Source organism: Metabacillus niabensis (assembly GCF_902829255.1).
Taxonomy (GTDB): Bacteria; Bacillota; Bacilli; order Bacillales; family Bacillaceae; genus Metabacillus; species Metabacillus niabensis.
In genome coordinates, this window is the sequence record NZ_CADEPK010000300.1 from 20,069 (window position 1) to 45,458 (window position 25,390).

General features: G+C 36.2%; 22 protein-coding genes. All 22 read right to left on the reverse strand.

Annotated elements, in window-relative coordinates; translation table 11 throughout:
• Positions 1–177: 177 nt before the first annotated feature.
• On the reverse strand, positions 178–1,527 hold the full coding sequence (locus HU235_RS17450) for a GH1 family beta-glucosidase (protein WP_174881039.1): 1,350 nt from the start codon (positions 1,525–1,527) through the stop codon (positions 178–180).
• A gap of 24 nt (positions 1,528–1,551) precedes the next feature.
• Positions 1,552–2,166: an SGNH/GDSL hydrolase family protein gene (locus tag HU235_RS17455; RefSeq protein WP_174881040.1), complete on the reverse strand. Its 615-nt coding sequence runs from the start codon at positions 2,164–2,166 to the stop codon at positions 1,552–1,554.
• Positions 2,167–2,185: 19 nt separating this feature from the next.
• Positions 2,186–3,151 carry a glycoside hydrolase family 113 gene (locus tag HU235_RS17460; RefSeq protein ID WP_174881041.1) on the reverse strand — a complete coding sequence of 322 codons (966 nt, stop codon included), beginning with the start codon at positions 3,149–3,151 and terminating at the stop codon, positions 2,186–2,188.
• 245 nt (positions 3,152–3,396) lie between these two features.
• Complete coding sequence (locus HU235_RS17465; protein WP_307190628.1) at positions 3,397–4,395, reverse strand: aldo/keto reductase; 999 nt, start codon at positions 4,393–4,395, stop codon at positions 3,397–3,399.
• A 30-nt stretch (positions 4,396–4,425) separates the two neighbouring features.
• Positions 4,426–5,487 carry a substrate-binding domain-containing protein gene (locus HU235_RS17470; protein WP_174881043.1) on the reverse strand — a complete coding sequence of 354 codons (1,062 nt, stop codon included), beginning with the start codon at positions 5,485–5,487 and terminating at the stop codon, positions 4,426–4,428.
• Positions 5,488–5,534: 47 nt separating this feature from the next.
• Positions 5,535–8,000 (reverse strand): beta-mannosidase, encoded by a 2,466-nt coding sequence (locus HU235_RS17475; RefSeq protein WP_095297298.1) that lies wholly within the window; start codon positions 7,998–8,000, stop codon positions 5,535–5,537.
• Positions 8,001–8,338: 338 nt separating this feature from the next.
• Complete coding sequence (locus tag HU235_RS17480) at positions 8,339–9,268, reverse strand: glycoside hydrolase family 113 (protein WP_095297296.1); 930 nt, start codon at positions 9,266–9,268, stop codon at positions 8,339–8,341.
• A 236-nt stretch (positions 9,269–9,504) separates the two neighbouring features.
• Complete coding sequence (locus HU235_RS17485) at positions 9,505–10,335, reverse strand: carbohydrate ABC transporter permease (protein WP_174881044.1); 831 nt, start codon at positions 10,333–10,335, stop codon at positions 9,505–9,507.
• A 1-nt stretch (position 10,336) separates the two neighbouring features.
• Complete coding sequence (locus HU235_RS17490) at positions 10,337–11,215, reverse strand: carbohydrate ABC transporter permease (protein ID WP_174881045.1); 879 nt, start codon at positions 11,213–11,215, stop codon at positions 10,337–10,339.
• A gap of 206 nt (positions 11,216–11,421) precedes the next feature.
• Positions 11,422–12,771 (reverse strand): ABC transporter substrate-binding protein, encoded by a 1,350-nt coding sequence (locus tag HU235_RS17495; RefSeq protein ID WP_095297290.1) that lies wholly within the window; start codon positions 12,769–12,771, stop codon positions 11,422–11,424.
• Positions 12,772–13,326: 555 nt separating this feature from the next.
• A complete protein-coding gene (locus HU235_RS17500; protein WP_170944191.1) occupies positions 13,327–13,920 on the reverse strand; it encodes a DUF624 domain-containing protein in 594 nt (197 codons plus the stop codon).
• Positions 13,921–14,187: 267 nt separating this feature from the next.
• A complete protein-coding gene (locus tag HU235_RS17505; RefSeq protein WP_174881046.1) occupies positions 14,188–15,198 on the reverse strand; it encodes a substrate-binding domain-containing protein in 1,011 nt (336 codons plus the stop codon).
• Positions 15,199–15,266: 68 nt separating this feature from the next.
• Positions 15,267–16,451 carry a glycoside hydrolase family 130 protein gene (locus tag HU235_RS17510; protein WP_145581345.1) on the reverse strand — a complete coding sequence of 395 codons (1,185 nt, stop codon included), beginning with the start codon at positions 16,449–16,451 and terminating at the stop codon, positions 15,267–15,269.
• Position 16,452: 1 nt separating this feature from the next.
• The gene (locus tag HU235_RS17515; protein WP_233452257.1) at positions 16,453–17,625 is read right to left on the reverse strand and encodes an AGE family epimerase/isomerase; all 1,173 of its coding nucleotides are present in this window, start codon (positions 17,623–17,625) and stop codon (positions 16,453–16,455) included.
• A gap of 344 nt (positions 17,626–17,969) precedes the next feature.
• Positions 17,970–18,923, reverse strand: a complete 954-nt coding sequence (locus tag HU235_RS17520) for an alpha/beta hydrolase (RefSeq protein ID WP_233452258.1) — start codon at positions 18,921–18,923, stop codon at positions 17,970–17,972.
• A gap of 43 nt (positions 18,924–18,966) precedes the next feature.
• Positions 18,967–19,503 (reverse strand): glycerol-3-phosphate responsive antiterminator, encoded by a 537-nt coding sequence (locus tag HU235_RS17525; RefSeq protein ID WP_174881048.1) that lies wholly within the window; start codon positions 19,501–19,503, stop codon positions 18,967–18,969.
• Positions 19,504–19,664: 161 nt separating this feature from the next.
• Positions 19,665–19,964 carry an iron-sulfur cluster assembly accessory protein gene (locus HU235_RS17530; RefSeq protein ID WP_095297269.1) on the reverse strand — a complete coding sequence of 100 codons (300 nt, stop codon included), beginning with the start codon at positions 19,962–19,964 and terminating at the stop codon, positions 19,665–19,667.
• Positions 19,965–19,989: 25 nt separating this feature from the next.
• On the reverse strand, positions 19,990–20,985 hold the full coding sequence (locus tag HU235_RS17535; protein ID WP_174881049.1) for an LLM class flavin-dependent oxidoreductase: 996 nt from the start codon (positions 20,983–20,985) through the stop codon (positions 19,990–19,992).
• 21 nt (positions 20,986–21,006) lie between these two features.
• On the reverse strand, positions 21,007–21,999 hold the full coding sequence (locus HU235_RS17540) for an LLM class flavin-dependent oxidoreductase (protein ID WP_174881050.1): 993 nt from the start codon (positions 21,997–21,999) through the stop codon (positions 21,007–21,009).
• Between the two features lie 22 nt (positions 22,000–22,021).
• Positions 22,022–23,425, reverse strand: a complete 1,404-nt coding sequence (locus tag HU235_RS17545; protein ID WP_174881051.1) for an aldehyde dehydrogenase — start codon at positions 23,423–23,425, stop codon at positions 22,022–22,024.
• Positions 23,426–23,521: 96 nt separating this feature from the next.
• On the reverse strand, positions 23,522–24,001 hold the full coding sequence (locus tag HU235_RS17550) for an SRPBCC family protein (RefSeq protein WP_145581339.1): 480 nt from the start codon (positions 23,999–24,001) through the stop codon (positions 23,522–23,524).
• A gap of 120 nt (positions 24,002–24,121) precedes the next feature.
• A complete protein-coding gene (locus HU235_RS17555; RefSeq protein ID WP_174881052.1) occupies positions 24,122–24,736 on the reverse strand; it encodes a hypothetical protein in 615 nt (204 codons plus the stop codon).
• Positions 24,737–25,390 lie beyond the last annotated feature (654 nt).

Here is a 25,390-nt window from a genome sequence, read left to right on the forward strand (position 1 = left end):
CAGCTATTTTTCTAAGTCACTCTCTTTTTTGTTTATATGTCGGTTACTACAAAAAAAGAGGGTGTCCTGAAACCCAAAGGTTCAGACCCCTCGAACATAATATTTAGACTGATGATTAAGTTAGTTTACTATATACCTGAGGCTGCCCCTATTAAGTCACCCTCCTCCTAAACTATATTAATATTCGTTTTCGAAAAATCCATTCGCAATTGTGTGCTTAAACCAGTAAAAGCTGTCTTTTTTTGTCCGCTCTAAAGTTCTATAGTTGACGTGAACGATACCAAAGCGCTTGCTATAGCCCTCTGCCCATTCGAAATTGTCCATAAGTGACCATGTTAAGTAGCCTTTAATATTAACGCCGGATTCGATGCTGCGGCTTAAAGCTGTTAAGTGTTGTTTTAAATATTTAATGCGACGCTCATCTTTTACGCGTCCGTTTTCAGGCTCGTCATTGTAGCATGAGCCATTTTCCGTGATGTAGATCGGCACTTGACCATAGCGTTCTGTAATATATGTTAACACCTTATAGAAGCCTTCAGGGAATACAGGCCAGCCGATATCTGTACGTTCGTAGCCCATGTCGATTCCTTCTGAATCAAATAAGCCGCTGTTTTCTTTGTAGCGTGCCACCTGGCCGTTGTAATAGTTGATACCTAGGAAATCGATCGGTTGGTGAATTGTTTCTAAGTCACCCTCTTCAATATGAAGTTCAGCACCTTTTGCCTTAAACCAGTCAACCATGAATTGCGGATATTCTCCTTTGAATACAGGGTCCATAAACCACTCCACAAAGTATGCAATTTCACGGCGACAAGCATCGATATCTTCCTGTTTATTGCTATATGGCTCCATCCAAGTTGTGTTTGGTGCAAAGCCGATTTCACCTTCAATATTTAACGCTCTAAATGCTTTAACTGTTTTACCATGCGCTACAAGGAGGTTATGTGAAATATCAACCGCTAATTGAAGATCTCTGTTTCCAGGCGCATGCTCTCCTAAGTAGTTTGATAGAAATGAAATACACCATGGTTCATTTAGCGTAATCCAATGTTTGATTTTTCCCGCGAATTCTTTGAACATTGTTTCAGAATATGCAACAAATGCGTCAATCGTTTCGCGATTAGCCCAACCACCTTTGTCCTGTAATGCTTGTGGAAGATCCCAATGGTATAGAGTACACATTGGTTCAATTCCTGCTTCTAGTAATTTATCAACAAACTTATGATAGAATTCTAAGCCCTTTTGATTGATTTCACCTGTTCCATGTGGGAAAATACGTGGCCATGCAACGGAGAATCGGTAAACATCTACACCTAAGTCCTTTAAAATTTCAATATCTTCTTCATAACGGTGATAGCTATCACATGCAACATCACCGTTATCCCCATTTTTTACTTTTCCAGGTGTATGTGAAAACGTATCCCAAATAGACAAGCCTCTTCCATCTTCAAAAGCTGCACCTTCAATTTGATAGGATGCAGTTGCTGCTCCCCATTTCATATCTTTAGAAAATTGTACAATTGCCATTTTTCTAGCCTCCTATGTTGATGATTATTTTAATCGTTCGCCTGCTGCTTGAATCCATGTTGTTGCCATTAGCATATTGCCAGTAGAATTCATATGAACTCCGTCTGTTGTTAATTTGTATCCATTGTTTGCTTTTAAATAATCAATAAAAGCTCTATGTGTAGGAACTAAAGTTGCGTCAAATTGTTGAGCAACCTTACGAATGACCGCAACATAGTTAGGTAGTAATTGATTACCACGGGATTCTACATCCTCATCAATAACGGTCGGCTCCATAAGAATGATCTTCGCATTTGTTTTTTCTTTTACTTGTGTTAACAGGTCAACATATAGATGTTCAAATTGCTTCACACTTACTTGTTCCATTTCTGGGTGATCGATTTGTCGCCAAACATCGTTAATGCCAATTGAAATCGAAATAACATCTGGATTAGGAGCAATTGCATCCTGCTGCCATCTTTCCGCTAAATCTGTTATGCGATTTCCCCCAACACCTCGATTTAGAAATGTAAATTGCTTATTTGGATATAAAGTAACGAAGTAATCATGAATAAGACGAACATAGCCAGTACCGATATCCTCAGGGTCTCCATGTCTTCCCCATTCCGTAATACTATCACCGATAAATAACACTTTCATTTTATCTATCACCCCTTGATTATCTTTGTTTTGCATACCACTCTTTGACTACCTTTTCTGCCTTTTTGCCATAAATGTCAAAGTAAGTATTTGTTTTTGCTTCCTCAATCGGGTAAAGCTTCGTGCTCCAATCCCACCAGAAAAAACCTGCAAACCAAGGCTCATCCCAGAATACCTTCATAACAGAGCTATAGAAATTGGCTTGTTCCTCCTCACTAAACGGAAGCTCAATATGTTCAAAGTCCCACGGCATTGTTGCACAGCCTTCTGCACTTCGACAGCCAATTTCCATAAACAGAATTGGCTTATTAAATTTCTCATGAAGCTTGAGTAAATTCCCTTTGACCTTTTCCCAATTTTTCATCATCGTTTCTTCACTGTCCCCAGGCTTTTCAGCAACTGGATAATATGCGCTTGTACCAATAATGTCGACTTTATCGAACCACTCGACACCTTCTTCTTTTCCATGATTTGCATTATAAATAATAGGACCATGATAAACTTCTCTTACCTTCTCAATCACCGTTTCCCATTGCTTTGTTCGTGATTCTGTTCCGATCATCTCACACCCAATACAGAACATTTCACAGCCGAGCTCCTCAGCAAGCTCAGCATAGTGTACGAGAAAATTCGTATAGGAAGTAAACCATTTATTCCAATATTCTGTTGCATCCTCAGGAAAAGTAATTCTCGCTCTCCATAGCCCATCCTTCGAATTGACGACAGGCTTTAAACAAACCTTCATTCCGAGCTCCTTCGCCTTTTTCACAGCAAATTCAATGTCTCGATCCGTCATTGTATAGCCATAATCAAAGGTAATGTCTGTTGACGAAAAGGTATTTTGGTACGTGAAAAATGATAATGCGATCCATTCAGTACCTGTTTCCTTTAATTTCTCTAATGATTCGACTGCTTCAGGAGTTCGATAGGCACCACGCGACGTATTCCAGCCATACGTCATTCCTTTCACAAATATTTCCTTCATTTTGTTCCCTCCTTGATACCTCATGCTTTCTTATGCAACAGATGTATCTGTTTTCGATGCTAACGAGACATTTCCATATCTTTTAGAAAATCTTTGTAATGGTTTATCAGCAAGATGTAGCAAAAATTCTTGATTTAATGCTTAGTACTAATAAATAAACAAAATCAACGAGTTTGAAGCTTAAGCACATATATGTTTTAGATCCGTTAAAAGCATATCGATATTCATGCTTTATCTCCCAACCTTTAACCGAATGTTCCTAAAATATTATCAATCGCTTGAAGCTCTTCGAATGTAAACGAGAGGTTGTCCAATGCACCTACGTTTTCAATAACTTGTTCTGTTTTACTTGCTCCAATTAATGCTGAGGCAACAACTTGATGTCTCAATGTCCAGGCAATTGCCATTTGAGCAACAGATTGATTTCTTTCTGCTGCAATCGCTTTTAATTTTTGGACCTTTTCGATCCGTTCTTTTGTCACCTGCTCTGCTGATATCGAATCAACACCCTTTGCTACGCGTGAATCATTTGGAATACCTTGAACGTATTTTGTTGAAAGGAGTCCTTGATATAAAGGCTGGAATACGATTGCTCCAATGCCTCCTTCATCTAACACGTTGAATAGCTCATTCTCAGCATCTCTTAGAAACATCGAGTAATTTGGCTGATGTGAAACAAACGGTGTTTTTAATTCCTTAAAAAGCTTAATTACCTTACGCGTAACGTCAGCAGGATAATTCGAAACACCTACATATAAAGCTTTCCCTTGTCTAACAGCGGTATCTAATGCCCCAACTGTTTCCTCCAATGGAGTTTGTGGGTCATAGCGATGTGAATAATAAATGTCTACATAATCAAGCTTTAATCGTTTAAGACTTTGGTCTAAGCTTGAAAGCATGTACTTCCTTGAGCCCCATTCCCCATATGGACCAGGCCACATATCATATCCCGCTTTAGTTGCGATTAATAATTCATCACGATAGTTAGATAGCTCCTCATTTAGAATTCTCCCAAAATTTATTTCCGCACTTCCTGAAGGCTCACCATAATTATTTGCGAGGTCAAAATGAGTGATTCCGAGATCAAAAGCAGTCGTAATCATTTTCTTAGCAGCAGCAAAATCATCCGTATCTCCGAAATTTCGATAAAGACCTAAGGAAATAGCTGGAACTTTCAAACCATTTTTTCCTAGGTAATTATATCGCATCTGTTCATAACGATTTTCTTTTGGTATGTATGACAATGTTCTTCTCTCCATTCAGCATGAGATAAGTTATGATTTTTCTATAGATGCAGTTGATTCACGTAATAAAATCGAACCGCTTAATAATACCTTTTCAAATGGTGTGTCTTTTTCCCTTACTCGTCGCATCAACATGTCAACCGCTCGCATGCCAAGCCCTTTTTTCGCAATATCAACCGTTGTTATCGTTGGTGAGATCGCATAAGAAAACTCCATATTATCGAAGCCTGTGACCGATATGTCCTTTGGGACGTTCAAACCACATTCCTGTAAAACGGTAATCATTTGCATTGCCATATTATCATTGCTACAAACAATTGCTGTTGGCATGGATGTTTTACTTAGGTTGTTAATCCATTTTTTGATTTTTTCTTTCGATAAAATCTCATCTTCCTCATAATCAATCGTGTTATTTAATACAGGTAGCCCGTTTTTTTCAAGTGCACTCCGATACCCAAGCCATCGATCGTAAAAGCTACGTGAATAGTTGATATTTCCAATAAATTGAATCCGTCTATGTCCTAAGCCAATTAAATGAGTCGTTAATTGATAGCTGCTATCAAAGCTATTATTGAAAACGGTATCACTTGGAATTAACGGCTCCTCATAATCAACCATAATTAATGGAATCCCCAAATGGTGTACTTCGAGTAATAAAGTAGTAGAAACAACACCGATGCTGATGACACCAAAAAGCCCCTTAGGATTTACGACATTTTCTAGGCTTTCAACATTGTTTTCTGTTAAAACAACCATTCCTGTACCGATACCTTCAAGGCTTTCACTAATTCCATCTAGTATTCGCCCCCAATATCTAGATTCCTTATTTTGAAAACGAATATTTGGCATTAGAACTAAAACAACCTTATTTTTCTGTTGAGCAGATTCTAATGACTGGTTGAGAGCAATTGCTTGAGGTTCATCCAGCTTTTGATTTTTTTGAGAAAAGTATCCAAGCTTTGCAGCAGCCTGGAATACTTTTTCTCTTGTAGCAGAATTTACCCCTTCCTTTCCAGATAAGGCTCTGGAAACAACAAACTTTGATACACCTAAGTAATCTGCTATTTGTTGCATTGTTACTTTCTTAGCCATGCTTTTAACTCACTCCACCTAGGGGCCATATTTGAATTAGCTTTCACTTATGCGATATCATATACACTGCGAATTGAAAGCTCTTGTTTAAACTGTGCAAGATCAAGCGCTTTACTTAAGCTCTCTTTTTTAACCGTAATTGTTTTCGTAGTACCTTTGGAAAGATCGAAATAATTATCATTGAACTTGCAATCTGCTGATTTCAAATCCAACTCAATGTATTTTGCAAATGCATGTGCGTTTATCGAAATCTCAAATGTCTCACTAGTTTCATTTACTGCAAATGTGAGTTCTGGGTTTAAAAAGTTAAAATGCTTTGGTTTCACAAATAATAACGTCGTGCTGGAAATTTCCTCATCATTAACGAATAATGTACATTCAACATATGTGTTTCTTCGATTTTCCTTCGTTAATAGCTTCTCAAAGGAAAGTGTTTCACATAGATTTGCTTTTAATCCATTAATCTCCGCTATAACTGTACCTTCCTGTAAAACATCGGATGTGTTTTTCCGCAATTTCCACTCTATTCGCGCATTGACGGTTTCTTTTGTTTCATTTGTTACATGTATTTCTACATTCGAACCATCTTCTCTTAAAGAAAGAAGAATTGGTGAATAGAATTTTTTCGCAAAATAGTGTAATGCCTTCCAGCGTCCAAAGTAGTCCACACTTGACCAAGAAGCTACCGGCCAGCAGTCATTTAGCTGCCAATAGAGGGAACCCATGCAGCGTCCACGGTTTCTTCGCCAATGCTCTACACCATATTTAATTGCTTCTGCCTGCAATAATTGTGAAGCATAAAGGAGTGAATCGAAATCCTTTGGATAAAGGAAGTTTTCTGATAAATAGAAGAGAATTTTCCCATTAGCTGCTCCATTTTTTTGATGCTTCTCCATCACATAAGAAAAAATATTGCGATCTTCAGGCTCTGTGAATGTTTCGATCGTTTTCATCGCTGGGAAGGATTGAAAGCCAAATTCTGAACAAAATCTAAAATGGAATTTTTCATATTCTGAAAAAGGCTTTAAGCCATGCCACACTTCCCAATAATGCATATCCCCTTCATTCGGATTACGCGGTTCATTAAAGCCGCCACCAGAAGAAGGTGATGAAGACCAATAGAATGTTTGTGGGTCATATTTTTTTGCAAGCTCAGGAATAATAAATTCAAAAAGCTTAATATAATCCGCTTTATGCTTATAATCATCATCAGGCATATCTCCCCAATGAACCCAAGCTTCTTCAACCTCATTATTGCCACACCAAATTCCAAGACTTGCGTGGTGTCGAATTCGTTTCATATTATCGATTACTTCTTGTTCTACCGTTTCCCTAAACTCATCATTTAAATCATACATACTGCATGCAAACATAAAATCTTGCCATACAATTAGTCCTTTTCGGTCACATATATCAAAGAAATAATCCTCTGGGTAAATTCCACCACCCCATACACGGATCATATTAAAGTTTGCTTCAACACAGTCGTTAATTAATGTCTCAGTTCGTTCAGCAGAATTTCTCGGTAATAGATTATCCTCAGGAATATAATTTGCTCCCATTGCAAAAATAGGAAGTCCGTTCACTACAAATTCAAATGATTTTCCCCATTGGTCTGGCTCATGCTTAACAGTAATGGTACGAAGTCCGATCGTAAATGTTTTTTCATCAATGATACCTTCTTCATCTAAGGTAGTAACCTCAACTAGATATAAAGGCTGATCTCCATAACCGTTTGGCCACCATAACTGTGGATTCTTTACATCTATCGCTATGTTCTCCTCAGATCCATTCATTGCTTGTTCACGAATTTCGATAATTTCACCTGTCGGATCTGTTACCTTTACTCTTGCTGTAAGCTTATCCTGTTCCTTCTTCTCAGCTTGAATTCGGACATTTAAACCTACTTCATTTTCCCGATGGTCTTGAGTAATGTATACGTCCTCAATTCTTCCTGTGTTCCATGCAAGAATTGAGACGTTTCTCCATATTCCTAAATCCGGAATTTGTGGACCCCAATCCCAGCCAAACATACTATGTCCCTTCCGAATATGCGGGAAACCTTCGATTGCATCCGTTACTCCCCATAACTTTATTTCCTTTTGTTTCTCAGTAATATATTGAATTGGTGAATGAAGGGTAACCTCTATTTGATTTTTTCCTACTATTATATATGGCTTCACGTCAAACTCATACGTACGGTGCATATTGTTTGTATTCGCTATCAAATGTCCGTTTACTTTAATTGTGGAAATTGTATCAAGACCATCAAAACGGATTATTATATGTTCGTAGGTTAATAGCTTATTATCCGCTTCAAAGGTACGCGTGTATTGATAATCCTTTGATGCAATGTCATACGCATAACCCTCATTATCACGGTAAAACGGATCATCAATTTTTCCATGTGAAAGCAGATCATTCATAACAGACCCTGGAACAGTTACTTCTAACCATTCTGTATCATTTACACTCTTCATTTTCCACGAGCCATTTAAATCTAATTTTTTCATACCCATTTCACCCCTAAGTTATATTTGTTATTTTGTTAGATTATCTCTATTGCTAAATTCAAATCTAACATCGGCATTTTCTTTGGCTATTTCCGTAAATTTCGTTGCTTTTTGAGCTGTTTATGGTTGATAGATCTAATAATTACGATTTAACTCCTTTTGTTATTTCTGTTATTATTTTTGTTATCATAACTCAACTTTATTACAATAACAAAAATAAGTAAATAGCTAACAAAAATAATTTTAAAAAAGGGTAGTACCTTGTCACGGTCCATACCCTTTTTATCTTGCAAATCCCTTTTAATACTAACAATTAGTTAATTCTCGTAAACTTCTACTTATTTAGCGGCATAAAATTCTTTAATAACCTTTTCTGCCGGTTTTCCGTATACAGCATAATCATCATTTTGCTCCGCCTCTTCTTCCTTATGAAGCAGCGCTTTCCAATCCCATAAACCAAAGCCACGAACCCATTCTTTCTGACCCGCTTTTTCAAACATGACTTTATAGTACGCTTCTTGCGCTTTCATATCCGTTTCTCCTTCTAGCCCCCAATCATTAGGTACATAAGGAGAATTCGAACGACTCGGACATCCCGCCTCAGCAAAGAAAAATGGTTTATTATATGGTTTAATAATGTTTTCAATTCGTTCTAATTGGTTTTCCCAATCATCAATAGGATAGTATCCACTTGATGAAATGACATCAACCGCATCCCACCACTTCACATTTCCTTCCTGATATTTATCCGTATTGTACGTGATCGGGCCAGCATAAACTGTTCGAACCTCTTCAATTAAAGCTCGCCATTCTTTTTCTCTACGTTCTGTTTGAACCATTTCACAACCTACAATAAACATTTCACATTTTGTATCTTGAGCGATCTTTGCATAATGCATTTGGTACTCAGTGTAGCTTTTAAACCAATCCTTCCATTTCGGCTCACAAGGAACATCCAAATCAAAAAAGTTAATATGTGCTCTCCACGTACCATCCTTACAATTGACAGTCGGCTTTAAAATCACCTTTAATCCAAGCTCTCTTGCATAATTAATCATATCTATTAATTCTTCGTCAGCTACCATATGGTCACCCGTATAATCGACGACTGTCGTATGAGCACCATCTTGCAATGCAGCTAATGAAATAATTACGTAATCTGTATTCGTTCTTTCTTTTAAGAGCCTTAAAGATTCCTTAGCTTCAGGCTTCTTAAAATCTCCTTTTCTACTCATCCAACCAAAAGTAAACCCTTTAATAAATTCCATTTTACACAGCTCCTTATTCCTAAAGATGCACAAGCGTTCTATCTGTCTTAACGCTGGAGCTAATCATTTTTATTTTTAGCGTTTCCGCAATCTTTGTTATTTAAAATTTCATTCATACCAAAGTTCTGAGGTGATTTCCGGTACTATCAAGCAAGTGTAAATGGACTTCCCGAAAAACCCTCTCAAAAAAAGGACTGACCTTGTAATCAAATCAGTCCCCCATCAAGCATCATTATTTACTTAACTGATCCAGCCATACCATTGTAAATATGCTTCTGCAATGTTAGAAATGCAATTAATGTCGGAATGATTGCAATCATAATTCCCGCACAAATAACTTCCCATTGTGAACCATAGGGTCCTTTAAATTTAAATAGCGCAGTTGATATAACCTGCAGTTCTGTTTTCGGCATATACAGAAAGGCTGTATAAAAGTCGTTATAGACATTAACACCTTTAACGATGATAACCGTCACAATTGCTGGTTTAAGTAACGGAAGAATAATTTTACGGAAAATCGTAAAGTAAGACGCCCCATCTAGCATGGCAGATTCATCAAGAGAAACTGAAATCGAATCCATAAATTGCAGGAAAATATAAACAGCGATAATATCTGTGCTCATATACAAAATAATTGCTGCCCATCTAGTATTAAATAAGCCCATATCATTAATAATTTGGAAGGTTGCAACCTGTGTTGTAACCGCAGGAATTAATGTCGCAAGCAAAAATGCTCCCATCAATAATTTGCTTCCTCTAAATTTGAAACGATGTAAAACAAAAGCAATCATCGAACCAGTTAATGTAGCACCTATAATAGAAAGAACTAATATAAACGCCGTGTTCGCAAATCCCATTAACATATTCCCTTCAGTAAAAGCACGTGTGTAGTTTTCAAAGTTTAACCAATTTTCAGGCGGTGTAAGAGGACCTGTACTTGTGTATTCATCACTCGTTTTAAAGGAGGCGAAAAATACGACAACAATCGGAAGCAACGCTACAAAAGCCCCCAAAAGCAATGAAGCGTATTTCCCTATACTACCTAGTGTATATTTTAGTTTATACATTTTAGTCACTCTCCTTTGAAAACTTTTTCTGGATGACAGTTACAATAATAACAATAATCATTAGAACAACCGCCATTGCAGAACCTAAACCGATCTTTCCATATTTAAAAGCAATATCAACAGTTTGGATTACAAACGTTTTACTTCCGTTTGATCCACCAGTCATAATATACGGAATTTCGAAAGCCGATAAAGCACCACTAATCGCTAGAATTAAGTTTAATTCTATGATTCTTCTAATACTTGGTAAGATAATATATCTAAACTGATGCCATCTATTTGCACCGTCAATTTCTGCAGCTTCATAGACTTCCTTAGGAATAGAGGAAATTGCTCCAAGGAAAATAATAAAGTTAAAGCCCATATATCTCCATACAGATGTTCCTGCAAGGGAAATGTTAATGACGTCAGGATTACCTAACCATTGTGTTATTATCCCTCCGAGACCAATTGCATTTAACACTGTATCCAACGTACCCTCTGGTCTGAAGAAAAATAAGAACATAAACCCAATTGCTACACCATTTAATAAATAAGGGAAAAAAATAACACCCTTGAAAAAGTTTTTGAATCGAACATTAAACGTTAAAATCGTCGCAAAGTATAACGCTAATCCCATTTGCACGAATGTAGCGGCAAAATAATATAAACTCACTTTAAACACGACAAAGTATTCAGGATCTGTAAAAATGTCAATATAGTTTTGGAAGCCGATGAATTCTTTTTCACTGAATCCATTCCACTCAGTGAAACTATAGTAGAACATATTTACAACTGGTACATACGCAAACGTAATAAGCAACGCTACCGGCACAAGCGAGAATAGAAAAATTAAGATCCGTCGTTGCGCATCATATGATAGGTTTGAAAATTTAAACACGGACTACACCTCCCGGTAGAAATAAAAAATAATCTTAATTAAGTAGTTTATTAAAAAAAGGTAGAAATTTTTGGCGGTGATCAACACCATAGTAGAGTTAACAAACGCAGCAATGAACATTCATCCATAACGCTTTTTATTCTTTCTTGTTATGAAAGACAAGAAAAGTGCTAAGCGCACTTTTCTTGCAATCAATGACATATTGATTATTCAGCAGTTACTTTATCGTATGCCTCATTCCAATCAGCATTAAGCTCTTTCATGATATCGTCAAATGACTCATCACGGTTACCGATTGCAGCTTCTACGATACGTTTTGGTGTATCCTCAAGCCATAAACCAACTTCTGCTTCTTTGTCAATCTTATCAAGCAATCCTTCTTGACCTTCTTTAGCAGGTGTAAGAAGTTCGAAAGTAACACCTTGTTCTTCATATTGTTTTAATTCTTCTGGAAGTGGAACATCTTTCGCTGCACTGATACCACCAGCTTGTTCAACTGAGTATCCTGATTCATGAATAAACCAATCAACCCATGCTAAAGCAGCTTCTTTGTTTTCACTGTTTTTGTTAACCCCAATTTGGAAGTCAGCACCAAGTGGGAAGATAACTTTGTCGGCATTTGTCGGGAATGGCATATAACCGATATCATCTGGGTTTTCAGAAACACTTTTGATTTGGTCGATTGCCCATGAACCTAATACCATTGTTCCGATTTCACCTTTACCTATCATAGCCTTAGAAGTTTCCCAGTCAGTCGTTAACGGATCTTCTTCAATTAAATCTTTGTTAGCAACATCATACATAAGCTTCCATAATTCATATTGCGGTTTTCCTTTAACGAACGGATCTTTTTCATTAACCATTGTTTGGTTGTAGTATGCAGCATCTCCAGCTACAGTTGTGAAAGCACCTTCCCATTGAGTTAACGGCCAACCAGCAGCATAGTTTGTATATAAAGGAATAGCGTCTGTGTTATCTTTAATTTTTTGTAAAGCAGCTAAGAAATCATCCATTGTTTTTGGCGTTTCTGTAATGCCAGCTTCTTCAAATACTTTTTTGTTGTAAACAACACCAGTATAAGTTACTGCAATTGGAATACCATAAACTGTTCCATCAACAGCTCTTTCCTCAACACCCATATAATCCTTTTCCATATCTTCTAATTTACCTAGTGGCTCGAAGAAGTTAGGAATATCTTTAATTGGAACTTGTGTTGGGATAAGTAATACATCACCGTAATCTTGCGTATTCATACGCGGAGTAATTTGACCGCCGTAATCAGTTAATGCTTCAAAGTTCACTTCAACATTTGGATATTTCTTTTGGAATTCTTTTTCATACTCAGGAAAAACAGTATCAATAATATCTGTTCTTTGGTTAATAACTGTGATTTCCCCTTTAATATCTTTCGGATCTTTGTCCTTCCAGCTAGTATCTGCCTCTTGTGTTCCACCCTCACTATTAGAGCCTTCTTTATTATTGCCACACCCTGAAAGAGCTGCAAGAACAACTAACATCATGACCATAAGTAAACTTAATAATTTACCTTTTTTCATGCTTTTGACCCCTCTCTTTATTTCGTTAATTTTAAGTTACCGTATAGGTTACAAATTAATTGTATGATGGTAACGCTTTCTTGTCAACAACTTTTCGACGAATTTTTTAAAAAAGTTACAGGTATGAAAATTAAGGTAATTAAATACATTATATATGCTATATAAACCTTTAATTTCACTGAAATTCCAAAACATCTCCCATAATTATTAAAAGAAAAAATAACTCAAGAAAGAGGGGAAAGAAAAATGACTTTCTCAGTAAAAAAACACAATATTAACAATCATACTTTCGACTTTTTTAAGTTAACGTTAAGTTTCATTATTACTAAACTCTACAAAGCATTCATCCTATTTACCTAAACATTAGCTCCAGCACCAACATCAGTAAAAGACTGAATAATAAATGAAAAATTTGATTATCATATCTTCTTAATCGGTAGTTTAGATACATCCTTTATTTTTTCTAAAGCAAATTGGAATATTCAGCTTATAAAAAATCCAAAAGGGTAACTCATACGGAAATACAACATCCCATGAGTTACCCTTAAATAAAATTTATTCCTCGATTAATTTATATAGCGAAAAAATAACCCCTAATCCGTAAATAAACGGTCCAAAAATAATAAACGCTAGGAAATTATAATCAGCTATAAAGTACACAACGCCAACGACAACTAAAATAGCTACTGTCCCTACAATATTTTTAATAATCGTTACAAACGCAAACATATTGGCGTCTTTTATTTTCATATTCTTAAACGATAGAAAGACTGATGAATAAGTTAACATCAGTAAAGCCATCGCTAAAAAATAGATAAACAAAATCGTCAGCATAAGCGAAAATTGACTTTGTTGTTTATTGAAAAAGAAAAGCCCCGTATAAAGAATAATCAGGATAAATGTATAAATAAAGGATGTAAGCTTACTTTCTTTATATTTGTCGAAAGTCTGCTTATAAAGCTGTTTTACCGTCTTGCCTGTTTCATCGTCAACTCCCATATTAATATCGCGCAATACGCTAAATAACGAGGAAATCGCAGGTACTAAGCTATAGACAACAAGCCCTTTCAATAAATAAATCCAAAAATAAAAACTTACGAGGAAATATTTATATAGATATTGAAAAAATATAACGATTTTACTATTCATTCTTTTCTCTACCTTTTTCATTAATGTCTTATACTAAGTTTCACTTCATTATATCAAGGAAGGAACGAATGATAAAACGAAGGCAAGTATATTTTTATACGAGACTGTTTTCCAAATAAGCAGCGGCTCCGTTCAAAATTAGTACTTACAAAAAAGAAGGTGGCTCAAAACAAAAGACTAATGGCCCCGCAAACGATATATATAGACTAATGATGAGGTTAGCTTTCTATATACCTGTGTCTATCGGATGGCCAGCCCCTTCCTGAGTCACCCTATTTTTTTTACTGAATTTCGATATACTATTTTTCCTTTTACTAATACTCTTCCAAATGATTTTGTTTCATCTTTAATTTTAGCAAGAATGAAATTCACTGCATGTGAGGCCATTTCTTCAATATCTACTTCGACAGTTGTTAATCCTGGAGAAGTAATCGTTGCATACACATCATTATCAAAGCTGACAACTGAGCAGTCATCTGGAACATTAATTCCTAATTTCGTTAACTTTTGAATGAGATTATGTGCAACTTGGTCACAGTTACACACGAAGGCTGTAGGCATTTGATCCGGGATTTTGATATCAATATATGAACCATGCTCATCACGATCATCTAAAATATACGTTTCATTCAGCTTCAAATTATGCTCTAGTAATGATTTATAATAGCCCAAAAAGCGGTCCTGTATACTGCTCGTTGAATATAAATTCCCTACATAGCCTATCTCACGGTGTCCGTTTTGAATGAGGTAATTCGTCATTTCATAGGCACCATTAAAATTGTCTGTTACAACAGAATCAATGTCTGCATGTTCATCGTAGAAATCTAAAAATACCTTTGGCAATTCGATGCTTTCAATCTTTTCTATATACTCTTTACTTATCTGTCCGAGGATAATAAAGCCATCTACCTTTTTTTCATGGTAAATTCGCGGCAATTGCAGCTGTTTTTCATCCTTACTATTTAAAATATGAAGAATTCCATAATATTCATGTGATTCTAATACCCTCGTAATGCTTTGGTATACATTTAAATAAAAAGATTGATGGTCCATACCTGCAAAGCGTTCTGGAATGATAACACCAATGTTATACGATAGTCCTTCTTTCATCGACTTTGCTAAAGCATTATAACGGTAGCCCATTTCTTCAGCAAGGACCTTTATTTTCTGTTTTAGTTCATCACTAACACCGTCTTTATCATTAAGCGCCTTTGAGACTGTTACACTACTGACACCTAATTTGTCGGCAATATCTCTCATTGTTATATTATTTTTCATTGTCTTTTCCCCCGAGTTAACCGACGTAATAAGAAGAGGCAAATCTGCCTCTTTTAGCCAATCATCTCTTATTGATTCACTTTGTTAAGCAATTGTAAGTTTTGTTCGATTAAACCTTTACGCTGCTTCGCACAATCTAATGAGCGGAATGGATCTTCCGGAGTATTGAAGGTATAATCGACTAGCTTTTCAATCGTTGTTGTTGCAACATGAATGCGGGTATCACTTGATGCATAATAAATAAACACTTCATTGTTTTCATTGACAACTGCACCATTACAGAAAATAACGTTTGACACATCTCCTACGCGTTCTTCATCATACGGAGCAATAAAATGCCCACCTGGAGTTGCAATCACTTTTGTAGGATCCTCTAAGCTTGTAGCAATTGTATAAAGAACATACCGAAGACCAGCAGCTGTATTTCTTACACCATGGGCAATATGAATCCAGCCTTTATCAGTTTTAATCGGCGCAGGTCCTTGGCCATTTTTTACTTCATAAATGGTATGGTAGCGCTTTTCATGCATTACTTTTTCATCATGGATGACAGGGTTTAAAATATCATCACATAAAGCAAATGCAATTCCACCACCTGATCCTGTTGAAATAAATCCATCCTGCGGACGAGTATAGAACGCATATTTCCCTTCAACAAATTCAGGATGTAACACTACATTACGCTGTTGCGGTGATGGTGTTTGTATATTAGGCAGACGTTCCCACTTCTTCAAATCCTTTGTTCGAACTAAGCCTGCTTGAGCAACAGCACTTGACGTATCAAATTCAGGCGCATCCTGATCCTTGCTTTCTGAACAGTAGATACCATAAATCCAACCATCCTCATGTTGAACTAAGCGCATATCGTAAATATTTGTTTCCTTTTCATCAATGTCGTCCCAAACAAGCGGTGTGTCGATGAAACGAAAATTATCGATTCCATTATCACTTTCAGCAAGAGCGAAAATTGATTTACGATCTAAGCCTTCTGTTCGCACGACTAAATAGTATTTATTATTTAAATAAATTGCCCCTGGATTAAATGCCGCATTAACTCCAAGCCTTTCCATAAAATGAGGGTTTGTTTCCTTATTTAAATCAAACCGCCAATGTAGTGGTACATGGTGACGTGTAATAACTGGATTTTCATAGCGGTCATATACACCGTTATAAAAATCTTCCTTTTTCTTATTCTTTTTACTTAATAATTCATTTTGTTTTTCTAGTAATTCAAAGTATTTTTCATGTATCATCTTAGTTCATCCTTTCGATCATTTCTAAACAGAATCTAGAATTATGGTACGGAGTTTTCCACGGTTCCCCTACAGCTCGTTCCGTCGGCTTGCCATCAGGTTCAACAGACCAATACCATTCCCCACCTTCACGATGGTCAACGATATTCTCTTTTATATAAGCCCATAGATGTTCAACTAATTGTAAAAACTTCTCATCCTTCGTTCTTTCATAAGCATTTTGAAACCCGACAATTGCTTCAGCCTGTACCCACCACACTCGGGTATAATCTACTTTATCGCCAAGCTGTTCGTTTGCTAACGAACCATCCTTAAGAATGGCGTGTGAGTTTCCAATGTTATACGCAATATCAATCACCATTTGTACATACCGATCATCCTCAAGCCCTATCGCTTTAATGGCGTCATCAATTAGCCAGCTCGCTTCAATATCATGTCCAAATGATTTTAAATCGAGCAAGGAATTCCATTGCTTATCAAAAAATACTTTGAGGAATTTCGTTTCTTTATTAAAGATTTTTTCATAGAAAACCTCAACTAAATTTGTTATCCGTTCTTTGACTATTTTTGTTGGATTAGCTTTATATAAATTTGTATAAGCTTCCAGCACATGGAGATGTGTATTTGTTGTAATATCAGCAATAACACCGTTCTCGCTTAATTTATCGTTAGGAAGCTCATTCCAGCTACGGTCAAATTCCTCTTTGTAAGCATTATTTTCTTTATCAAAGCCTAAAGTTTCCACTAAATCGAAAATGGTATTAGCATATTTTAAAGCTTCTTCATTCTTCGTTACACGATAATACTCACTTAAAGCATAAATACCAAATGATTGTGTATAAATATGTTTTTGTGTTTCTTTAGGATTCCCTTGATAATCAAGTAGCCAAAAAAGTCCTTGATGCTCGTGGTCGAACATTTTCTCTACTAAAAATTGATATGCGTGATGAGCTATTTCTAAATACTCAGGTTTTTTCGTAATCCGATAGGCTGCAGAAAACGACCATAAAAATCGGGAAATTTGTATTCCACCTTTATCTCCTTGCTTATCAACTGTTAAATCGTAATTAACGGTTCCATAAAATCCACCATTTTGTTCATCCTTTAACTTCATCCAAAAAGGTAAAATATGAGTTAATAAATGGTTTTCAAGTTCATTTTTTAGTTTACTCAAAATGTTGTAACCCCCAAATCATTAGTTTACCGATAACTTAATTATTATGTTACTTTCCTATTTGTTATTTGTCAATTATAAATAAAACGTTTTCAGTTTATTTATCTACTAGGTTGATAGCATCATCGTATATCGAAGAGGAATTAAAGCAATAGTTTAGTTAATAGTCCAGCAATGTTTTCTTAAAAATACAAAAAAGGGGACTAACTGTTTATAAGTAACAACAGTTAATCCCCTTTTAAATAATTGTTAACACTTTGCAACTTTCCATCAATTGACAAACCACAAAAGCAATCGTACTTGTTCAAGAATCGAAGGTTAAGGAAAGCCACACGTTCAGATGATTATTTGCTAAAGGATGGTCTTAATTGATTTAATTGATTGTCTAACCAGTTGATGATATCTGCTTTAACTTCCTCATGATTTAATTCATTTAGCACTTCATGGCGTCCTTGATGATAAAACTTGTAATCTAATTGATTGATTCCGTTTCTTTTTAATTGATTTATAACGCTAATCACACCTTTTGTTGCTTGACCAACAGGATCCTCTGTACCACTTATAAAGAAGTATGGGATGTCCTTCTCCATTTTGGCCACCTCTTTATTTTGATGGATGACATCAATTCCTCTTAGTAAATCGTAATAAAAGCCTGCTGTAGCGATAAAGCCGCAATACGGGTCGTTTATATACTTATCGACTTCCTTTTTATTACGGGTTAACCAATCAAAATCAGTCTCAGGATTCGAAACCTTTTTATTATAGCCTCCAAAAATCAGTTTATTCATCAGAGGACTTTTAGCTTGCTTTCCAAGTTTTTTCATTTGTGATTTAGCTATTCTTTTTCCGACTTTCCCCATAAGCCCAGGATTCCCACCAGTTCCTGAAATAATCGCACCAACTACTGCTCCTTTATATCGCTGTAGGAAGCGGCGAACGATGAATGAACCCATGCTATGCCCCATAATAAAAACAGGAAGATCGGGATGTATAGTATGAATATAATCATTAATTTCTTTAACATCTTCCACAACACGCTCAAAACCATCTTCATTTGCAAAAAATCCTAGACTTGCACTTTTTTCTCCTGTTTTTCCATGTCCACGGTGATCATGACCATAAATAAGATAGCCGCTTGAGGACAGGAATTCTGCTAAAGGCTGATACCGATGAATATGCTCTGCCATTCCATGTGCAAGCTGAATGACCGCTTTCTTTGTTTCTATTGCTTGATCTTCCCCCCAGCTTTTCACATACACATGGTGCCCATCTGACATCGTTAACCATCTCTCTATCATAACCATCCCCTTATATTTTTCAGCACGTACATTTCCTTATTTATTATAGCTCCCAAAGCTCCTGCTTAGATGTTGTAATTGCATCAGCACCTGCATGTAGCGCTTCTTCAACTTCATTCTTCGTCCGAATAAGTCCACCTGCAAAGATTTTTATATTTGTTTTCTCTTTTACTTCCTTAATCATCCACGGCATTGCGCCTGGTAATACTTCTATATAATCTGGCTTTGTCTTTTCGATAAGTCGATAGCTTCTATCTAATGCATGTGAATCAATTAAAAACATTCGTTGAATCGCGATAACACCCTTTTGCTTCGCCTTTAAAATAACGCTTGATTTTGTTGAAATTAAGCCATATGGATCGAATTGCTGACAAATATATTCTGTTGCATAATCATCATTTTTTAAGCCGTGAATGAGATCAACGTGGTAAATCATCTTCTTCTTATGCTTTGAAGCAAGCTTATGAATATTTGCAAGTTGAGAAATATGAATTTCTAAATAGACACCTATTTCGTATTTACTTTGTAAGAATACTTCAAATTGTTTAAGAGATGAAATAGCTGGGAGAATTTTTTGCATAGATGCTCGACACCTTACCCTATAAAGTTATTTACGTTGTATTTATCTTTAACTGTATGATAACTAACGGGAACTAGATATTCAAAGAAAAAAGCAGATTGAATATTGGGGACAGTCCCCACCTGTTCTCATGGGGACTGTTTTTGGAGGATGCTATGAAATTAGTGTGTAGGGCTCCCCTTTGATGGATTTGTGATAACGAATTCTTCTCTTGGGACATAGAAGTATTGAACCCAAACACCATCAAGAAATTCCTCACGTTTGTCTAGCAATACATCGATCCCTTTATCAGTGCTTACAATTTCGTCGTGCTCTGTTGGAGTATCAAGAGAAATGTCATAGTGAGCATGGTCTCCGTGTTGATGTGTGACATATACACGAATCATTTCGCCTTCCTTCGCTTCATTATCTAACATCTTTTGTAAAACCTTTGCTGCATTTCGATTAATTTTACATTTCATTCTGCTTACCTCTTCTCTCGTTTTATTAACATAATAGTTCCTTGGCAATAAGCTCATACGATCGCCATTTGTCTTTCGGTTCATGAGTTATCGTAAGTAGCATTAATTCTGTAGCTCGGTACATCGTTTTTATCTCAATGAGTTTCTGCCTTACTTCCTGTGGATTGCCGATAATCATGTTTTTCTTCATATTCATTATCAACTCTTTGTCCTTAGTTGTAAAAGGATATGACTCCGCCTCTTCAACTGAAGGAATCCCTTCTCTAGCCTCTCCTTTTGCCATTAAAACATTCCAAAGCAGGCTACTCAATGCTAGCTTTTCTGCTTTTTCTGTTGTTTCTGCACAAATAACGGATACTGCAACAATCGTTTCTGGCTTTGCATTATGCTCTGAAGTAAAGTTATCATAATATAGCTTTACGATTTCAGTACCATTCGTCTCACTCATAAAGTCAGCATACGCATAGGGTAATCCGTTCTCCGCTGCAAGTAACGCACTTTTCTTACTCATTCCGAGAAGCCAAAGCTCTGGTGCTGTTTGTGGAAGTGGTGCAGCTGTTATTTTTGCATACATATGATCCGAAGCAAAGTCATTAGCTAGAAATCCTTTAAGCTCTTTAACTGCTTGAGGAAATTCCCTCACAGCCTCTAAAAAGTTTTTCGATAGGGCCATTGACACTTCTGCAGAACCACCAGGGGAACGCCCAATTCCTAAATCAATCCGATTCGGGAAAAGAGTTGCTAATAAATGATGAGTTTCAGCTACTTTATAAGGCCGGTAATTCGGTAGTAAAATCGCACCTGAACCAATCCGTATCTGATTTGTTCTTGCACCGATATAACCTAGCATTACCTCTGGTGCAGAGCATGCTAAGCCTGGTAAATCATGATGCTCTGCAATCCAATATCTTGTATATTTATATTCTTCACCAATTTGTGCTAGTTTAACAGATGCTTCTAGTGCAGCCTTTGCTGTTTGACCAGATGAAATCGGTGATTGGTCTAAAATACTTAATTTCATTTTTCCACCTTCTCGCAATGTTTAAAGAAACATTTCTGCTAGAGCACGATATGTATAAAGTTTATCTTCAAAATCATATACATTATTTATGATCATAAATTCATCTACTCCATATGTTTCACTTAATAAAAGGAGTTGCTCCCTTACATATTCAGGATCTCCAACAATCATTCGTTTTCGATTTTGCTTCATTTTCACCAACTCAGCCTTTGAAGCCTGGTAATTTCTTGCTTCGTCATTTGAAACAATTCTCGTATCTCCACCTCTTTCAACTGCTAATAGCCAAAGGTCTTGAGCTAATGCGATTTCCTCTGCCTTTTCCTTTGTCGGTGCACAAACGACAAAAATACAAACATTCACTTTAGGTGTTTTTAGAAATGCTGATGGTTGAAAATGGTCTTTATACTGGTTGATTGCCTGTCTTCCATTTACAGGTGTTATAAAATGACCGTATGTAAAGGATGTCCCATACTCAGCGGCAAGCATTGCTCCAGTCTGTCTTACACCTAGCATCCACATCTCTGGCATTGTATAACTTTGTGGATAAGCCTTCACTTGGTGAAATGGATGGTCGTTCGATATTTCATTTGTTAAAAAGCTTTGTAAATCACGAACTTGCCGAGGAAATTCATTAAGACTTTTTCTTATTCCATCTGTTAATGCCAATCTAGTTACCGGTGAACCTCCTGGGGATCGTCCGACACCTAAATCAATCCGACCTGGATAAAGGGCTTCTAATACTTTAAAATTTTCTGCAACTTTAAACGGACTATATTGTGGGAGCAGTACACCACCAGATCCAACGCGTATTCGCTTCGTATGTGCAGCAAGATGCGCTAAGAGAACCTCTGGTGAAGTACCGGCTAGCCCATTCGTATTATGATGCTCAGCAACCCAAAATCTCGTATAGCCTAATTCATCTGTTAGCATAGCTAATTTTGTTGTTTTTTCGAATGCTTGATTCGCAGTCTCCCCCATTCGAATAACAGATTGGTCGAGCACACTTAATTTCATGCCTTCCCCAGCTTTCTTTTATTTATTTCATTAATTTTTTCATGAGTTTTAAGCTATTTTTTGCGTTTGGATAACGAATGCTTAAATCAAAACGATTCGTTTGCTTTAGGATGCTTTTATAATGTGAAAATGCAACAAAACTCGACTCACCATGATAGGTGCCGATACCACTTTCACCAACACCACCAAATGGAAGATATGGTGTCGCAATATGCATCAATGTATCGTTAACACACCCGCCACCAAACGATATTTTTTCAAGAATTTGTTTTTCAGTTTGGGTATTCGTTGTAAATAAATAGAGCGCCAATGGCTTTGGGCGATTTGTGACAAACTCAATCACCTCTTCCACCTTTTCATATTCAAGAATCGGAAGAATTGGTCCAAAGATTTCTTCTGTCATGACAGGTACTGACCTATCCTTCGGTCTCATCAAGGTTGGGGTAATTTTAAGTTGTTCTTCATCCACTTGACCACCGTACAGAAGCTCTCCATCAGACAAATAGCCTTTTACCCGTTGGAAATGCTTGCTATTAATGATTTTCGGATAATTTTCATTTTTAGAAGCATCCAATCCGTAAAAATCTTTTACAACTTTTTTAATTTCTTCAATCAATCTGTCCCGTACAGAGTGATGTACATAAAGATAATCCGGAGCAATGCAAGTTTGTCCTGCATTTGTCCATTTACCGAAAGCGATTCGTTTAGCAGCTAGCGGAATATTCGCCGTTTCATCAACAATGCAAGGGCTTTTCCCACCAAGCTCAAGAGTGACCGGAATTAATTGTTTCGCAGCAGCCTTCATTACAATCTTTCCGACAGGAACACTTCCGGTAAAGAAGATATAATCAAAGGGCTGCTTAAGTAAATGGTTTGTCGTTTCAATTCCACCTTCAAGAACAGCAATATAGTTTGCGTCAAAGCTTGCTTTCATCAGTTTTGCAATAAGCCTTGATGTATGAGGTGCTAGCTCTGATGGCTTTAAAATTGCCGTGTTACCTGCAGCAATTGCCCCAATTAATGGCGCCAATTGTAACTGAAATGGATAGTTCCACGGTGCTATAATTAATGTCACACCATATGGTTCTGCTACTTTATATCCCTTTGAGCCAATATGAGTCTTTGCTGTTTTTACCTTCACAGGCTTCATCCACGAATTCAATCTTTTAATCGTAAACCTGATTTCCTCAAGTAAAAAACCAACCTCAGTCATATATGCTTCTGTTTCAGACTTGTTTAAATCCTGCTTTAATGCAGTACAAATATCACGCTCATTTGCCCTAATGATATCTGCTAGCGTTTGGAGCATCTTCATCCTAAATTCCTTAGAAAATGTTTGCCCGCTTTTAAAAAACTCTTTTTGCTGTTGGACCGTTTCTTCAACTGTTGCAAAAGAGTGTTCTGCGATTATCGGCATATCTGTCATAAAATTTGCACCTCAATCTGATTGCTCTTTTTTAGCAATAAACAGTTATCACTCTATATGTATTAATCAAATTATTAAGAGAGAGGAACTAGCTAGTTACTCTTGATAGTCCGCTAATGCTTGCTTATATTTTTCATACCAACCTTCCCAAAGCTGTTTGCGATTATGGACCGTTCTGCCATCTAAAAGCTCTCCGATTACATCTAAACAAACATGCCATCCTGCAAGATCCTTTGGTGTATGTGGTGTAACATTTGTTAGCTTTTCTACAAATGTTAGTCTGCATTTATCTTTTTCTTCCTTTAAATAAAAATAAACACGATCTTCCCCCCACATAAACGCTAGTTCTTCATACGGAGTGACAGCGATAATTTCCATCTCTTCAAATGTTCCGTCCCCCATATCAAATTTCATCACTCCGCCTTTTTTCAGTTCAGCAACACTTAATTCAGAGAACCACTTTGCTAATTTTTCATTATTTGTTAGCCAAGACCATACGGAAGCAACTGAATGATGATACTCTCTTTCAAAAATTGCAGCATATTCATTTTCGCGTTTTTCAATTTTCGCTATCATATTATTCCTCCAATTATTCCTTTCTTATTATCTTATCCTAATCATCATTTAAATGAAAACGCTAGGCTTTTAAGGCATAATAAAAAGGAGTTCACATAAACTCCTTTTATAAATAAAAATTTAGTTAGCAATTGTCCTCGCTAATTTTGTATAAATGCTATTTAAATAATATAATCGCCTATTTCTTTTTTCTGCTTGTTTTTCAATTTCCTTACCATGTTTGAGGAGATAGCCTCTTAAATCCCCCTGATAAACTAGCTCAAAACGACCACATTCAGTGATATCATTTGGTTTCACTAAACAAGCAGGTTTATCCTTAATTGATATCCCACCATTCGATAAAATGGTGGCAACAAATTGTGAACAAAAGTAGGCTTTCTCTCGATTCATTTTTTTATTTAGCAATACTGCAAATAACCCAATAAAATTGTATTTATAAAGCTCTTGTTGCTCCTCAATTTGTTTAATTCTTTGGATCATTTCTCTATACTCACTTTCAGACACTGTGCACTTATAAATAGCACATGACGCTTGCCTAAATAACTGTCCTTCCATATCTTCCTTTACGAAGCCACCAATGAAAGGATTGTTAGGCTTTTTTCGGCCAAAGCTATATGCAACATCTAATTGCTGATCAAAGGATATAGACGCATGATTAAATGGATATCTAGTAAACACCTTAATGATTCTTGTAAATAATGTTCCAGTGTTTGTTAGAATAATATAAACCTGCAATTTAATACCTCCTATCCACAATCAAATTTATCCTTGTTTTTTAGTGATTTTCATCAATAGAACGTTTTTCAGCGTTTATAGCTGCGTTAACGATTAACCCTTAACTCCCATTTTTGTTAAGCTGAAGTCGAGTACTCTGTTCGTCTTAAACGGATACGTACATGTTTAATAGAACTGTCTTACAATTCGTTTCTTATTTTCTTATACTTTCATCTATTGTTTAACGCTCTTAAGCTTTAAATCGTTCTAGGTCTTAAGCAGTAATTTTCACATTTCCCCTTAATTGCCTTTTCGATACATTACTAGGAAAATATTACTTTATTGTTATTGTTCTCAGTATAACAATGATTTGAATAAAAAGTCGTAAAAAATATATAAAAAATGTATAAAATTTTTCTAGAATAAAAAAAGGATAACACATCGTCACCCTTATATAAGCTTGTTATTAAAATAACTAGTTCAGTTTAAATCTTTCCTTACTAGTTTTCAACAGGTAGAAATTTCTTTATGCTTTCCTCATTTCCCTTAAATCCCTAAACAAGTAGTTAATCTCATGAGAAATATAATCTTAAAGGGAGCGATTAATTCTAAAAGCTCTTCGGATTATAAATAAATATCATTGCATAAAGATTCATAAAGTTGTATATTTATAAT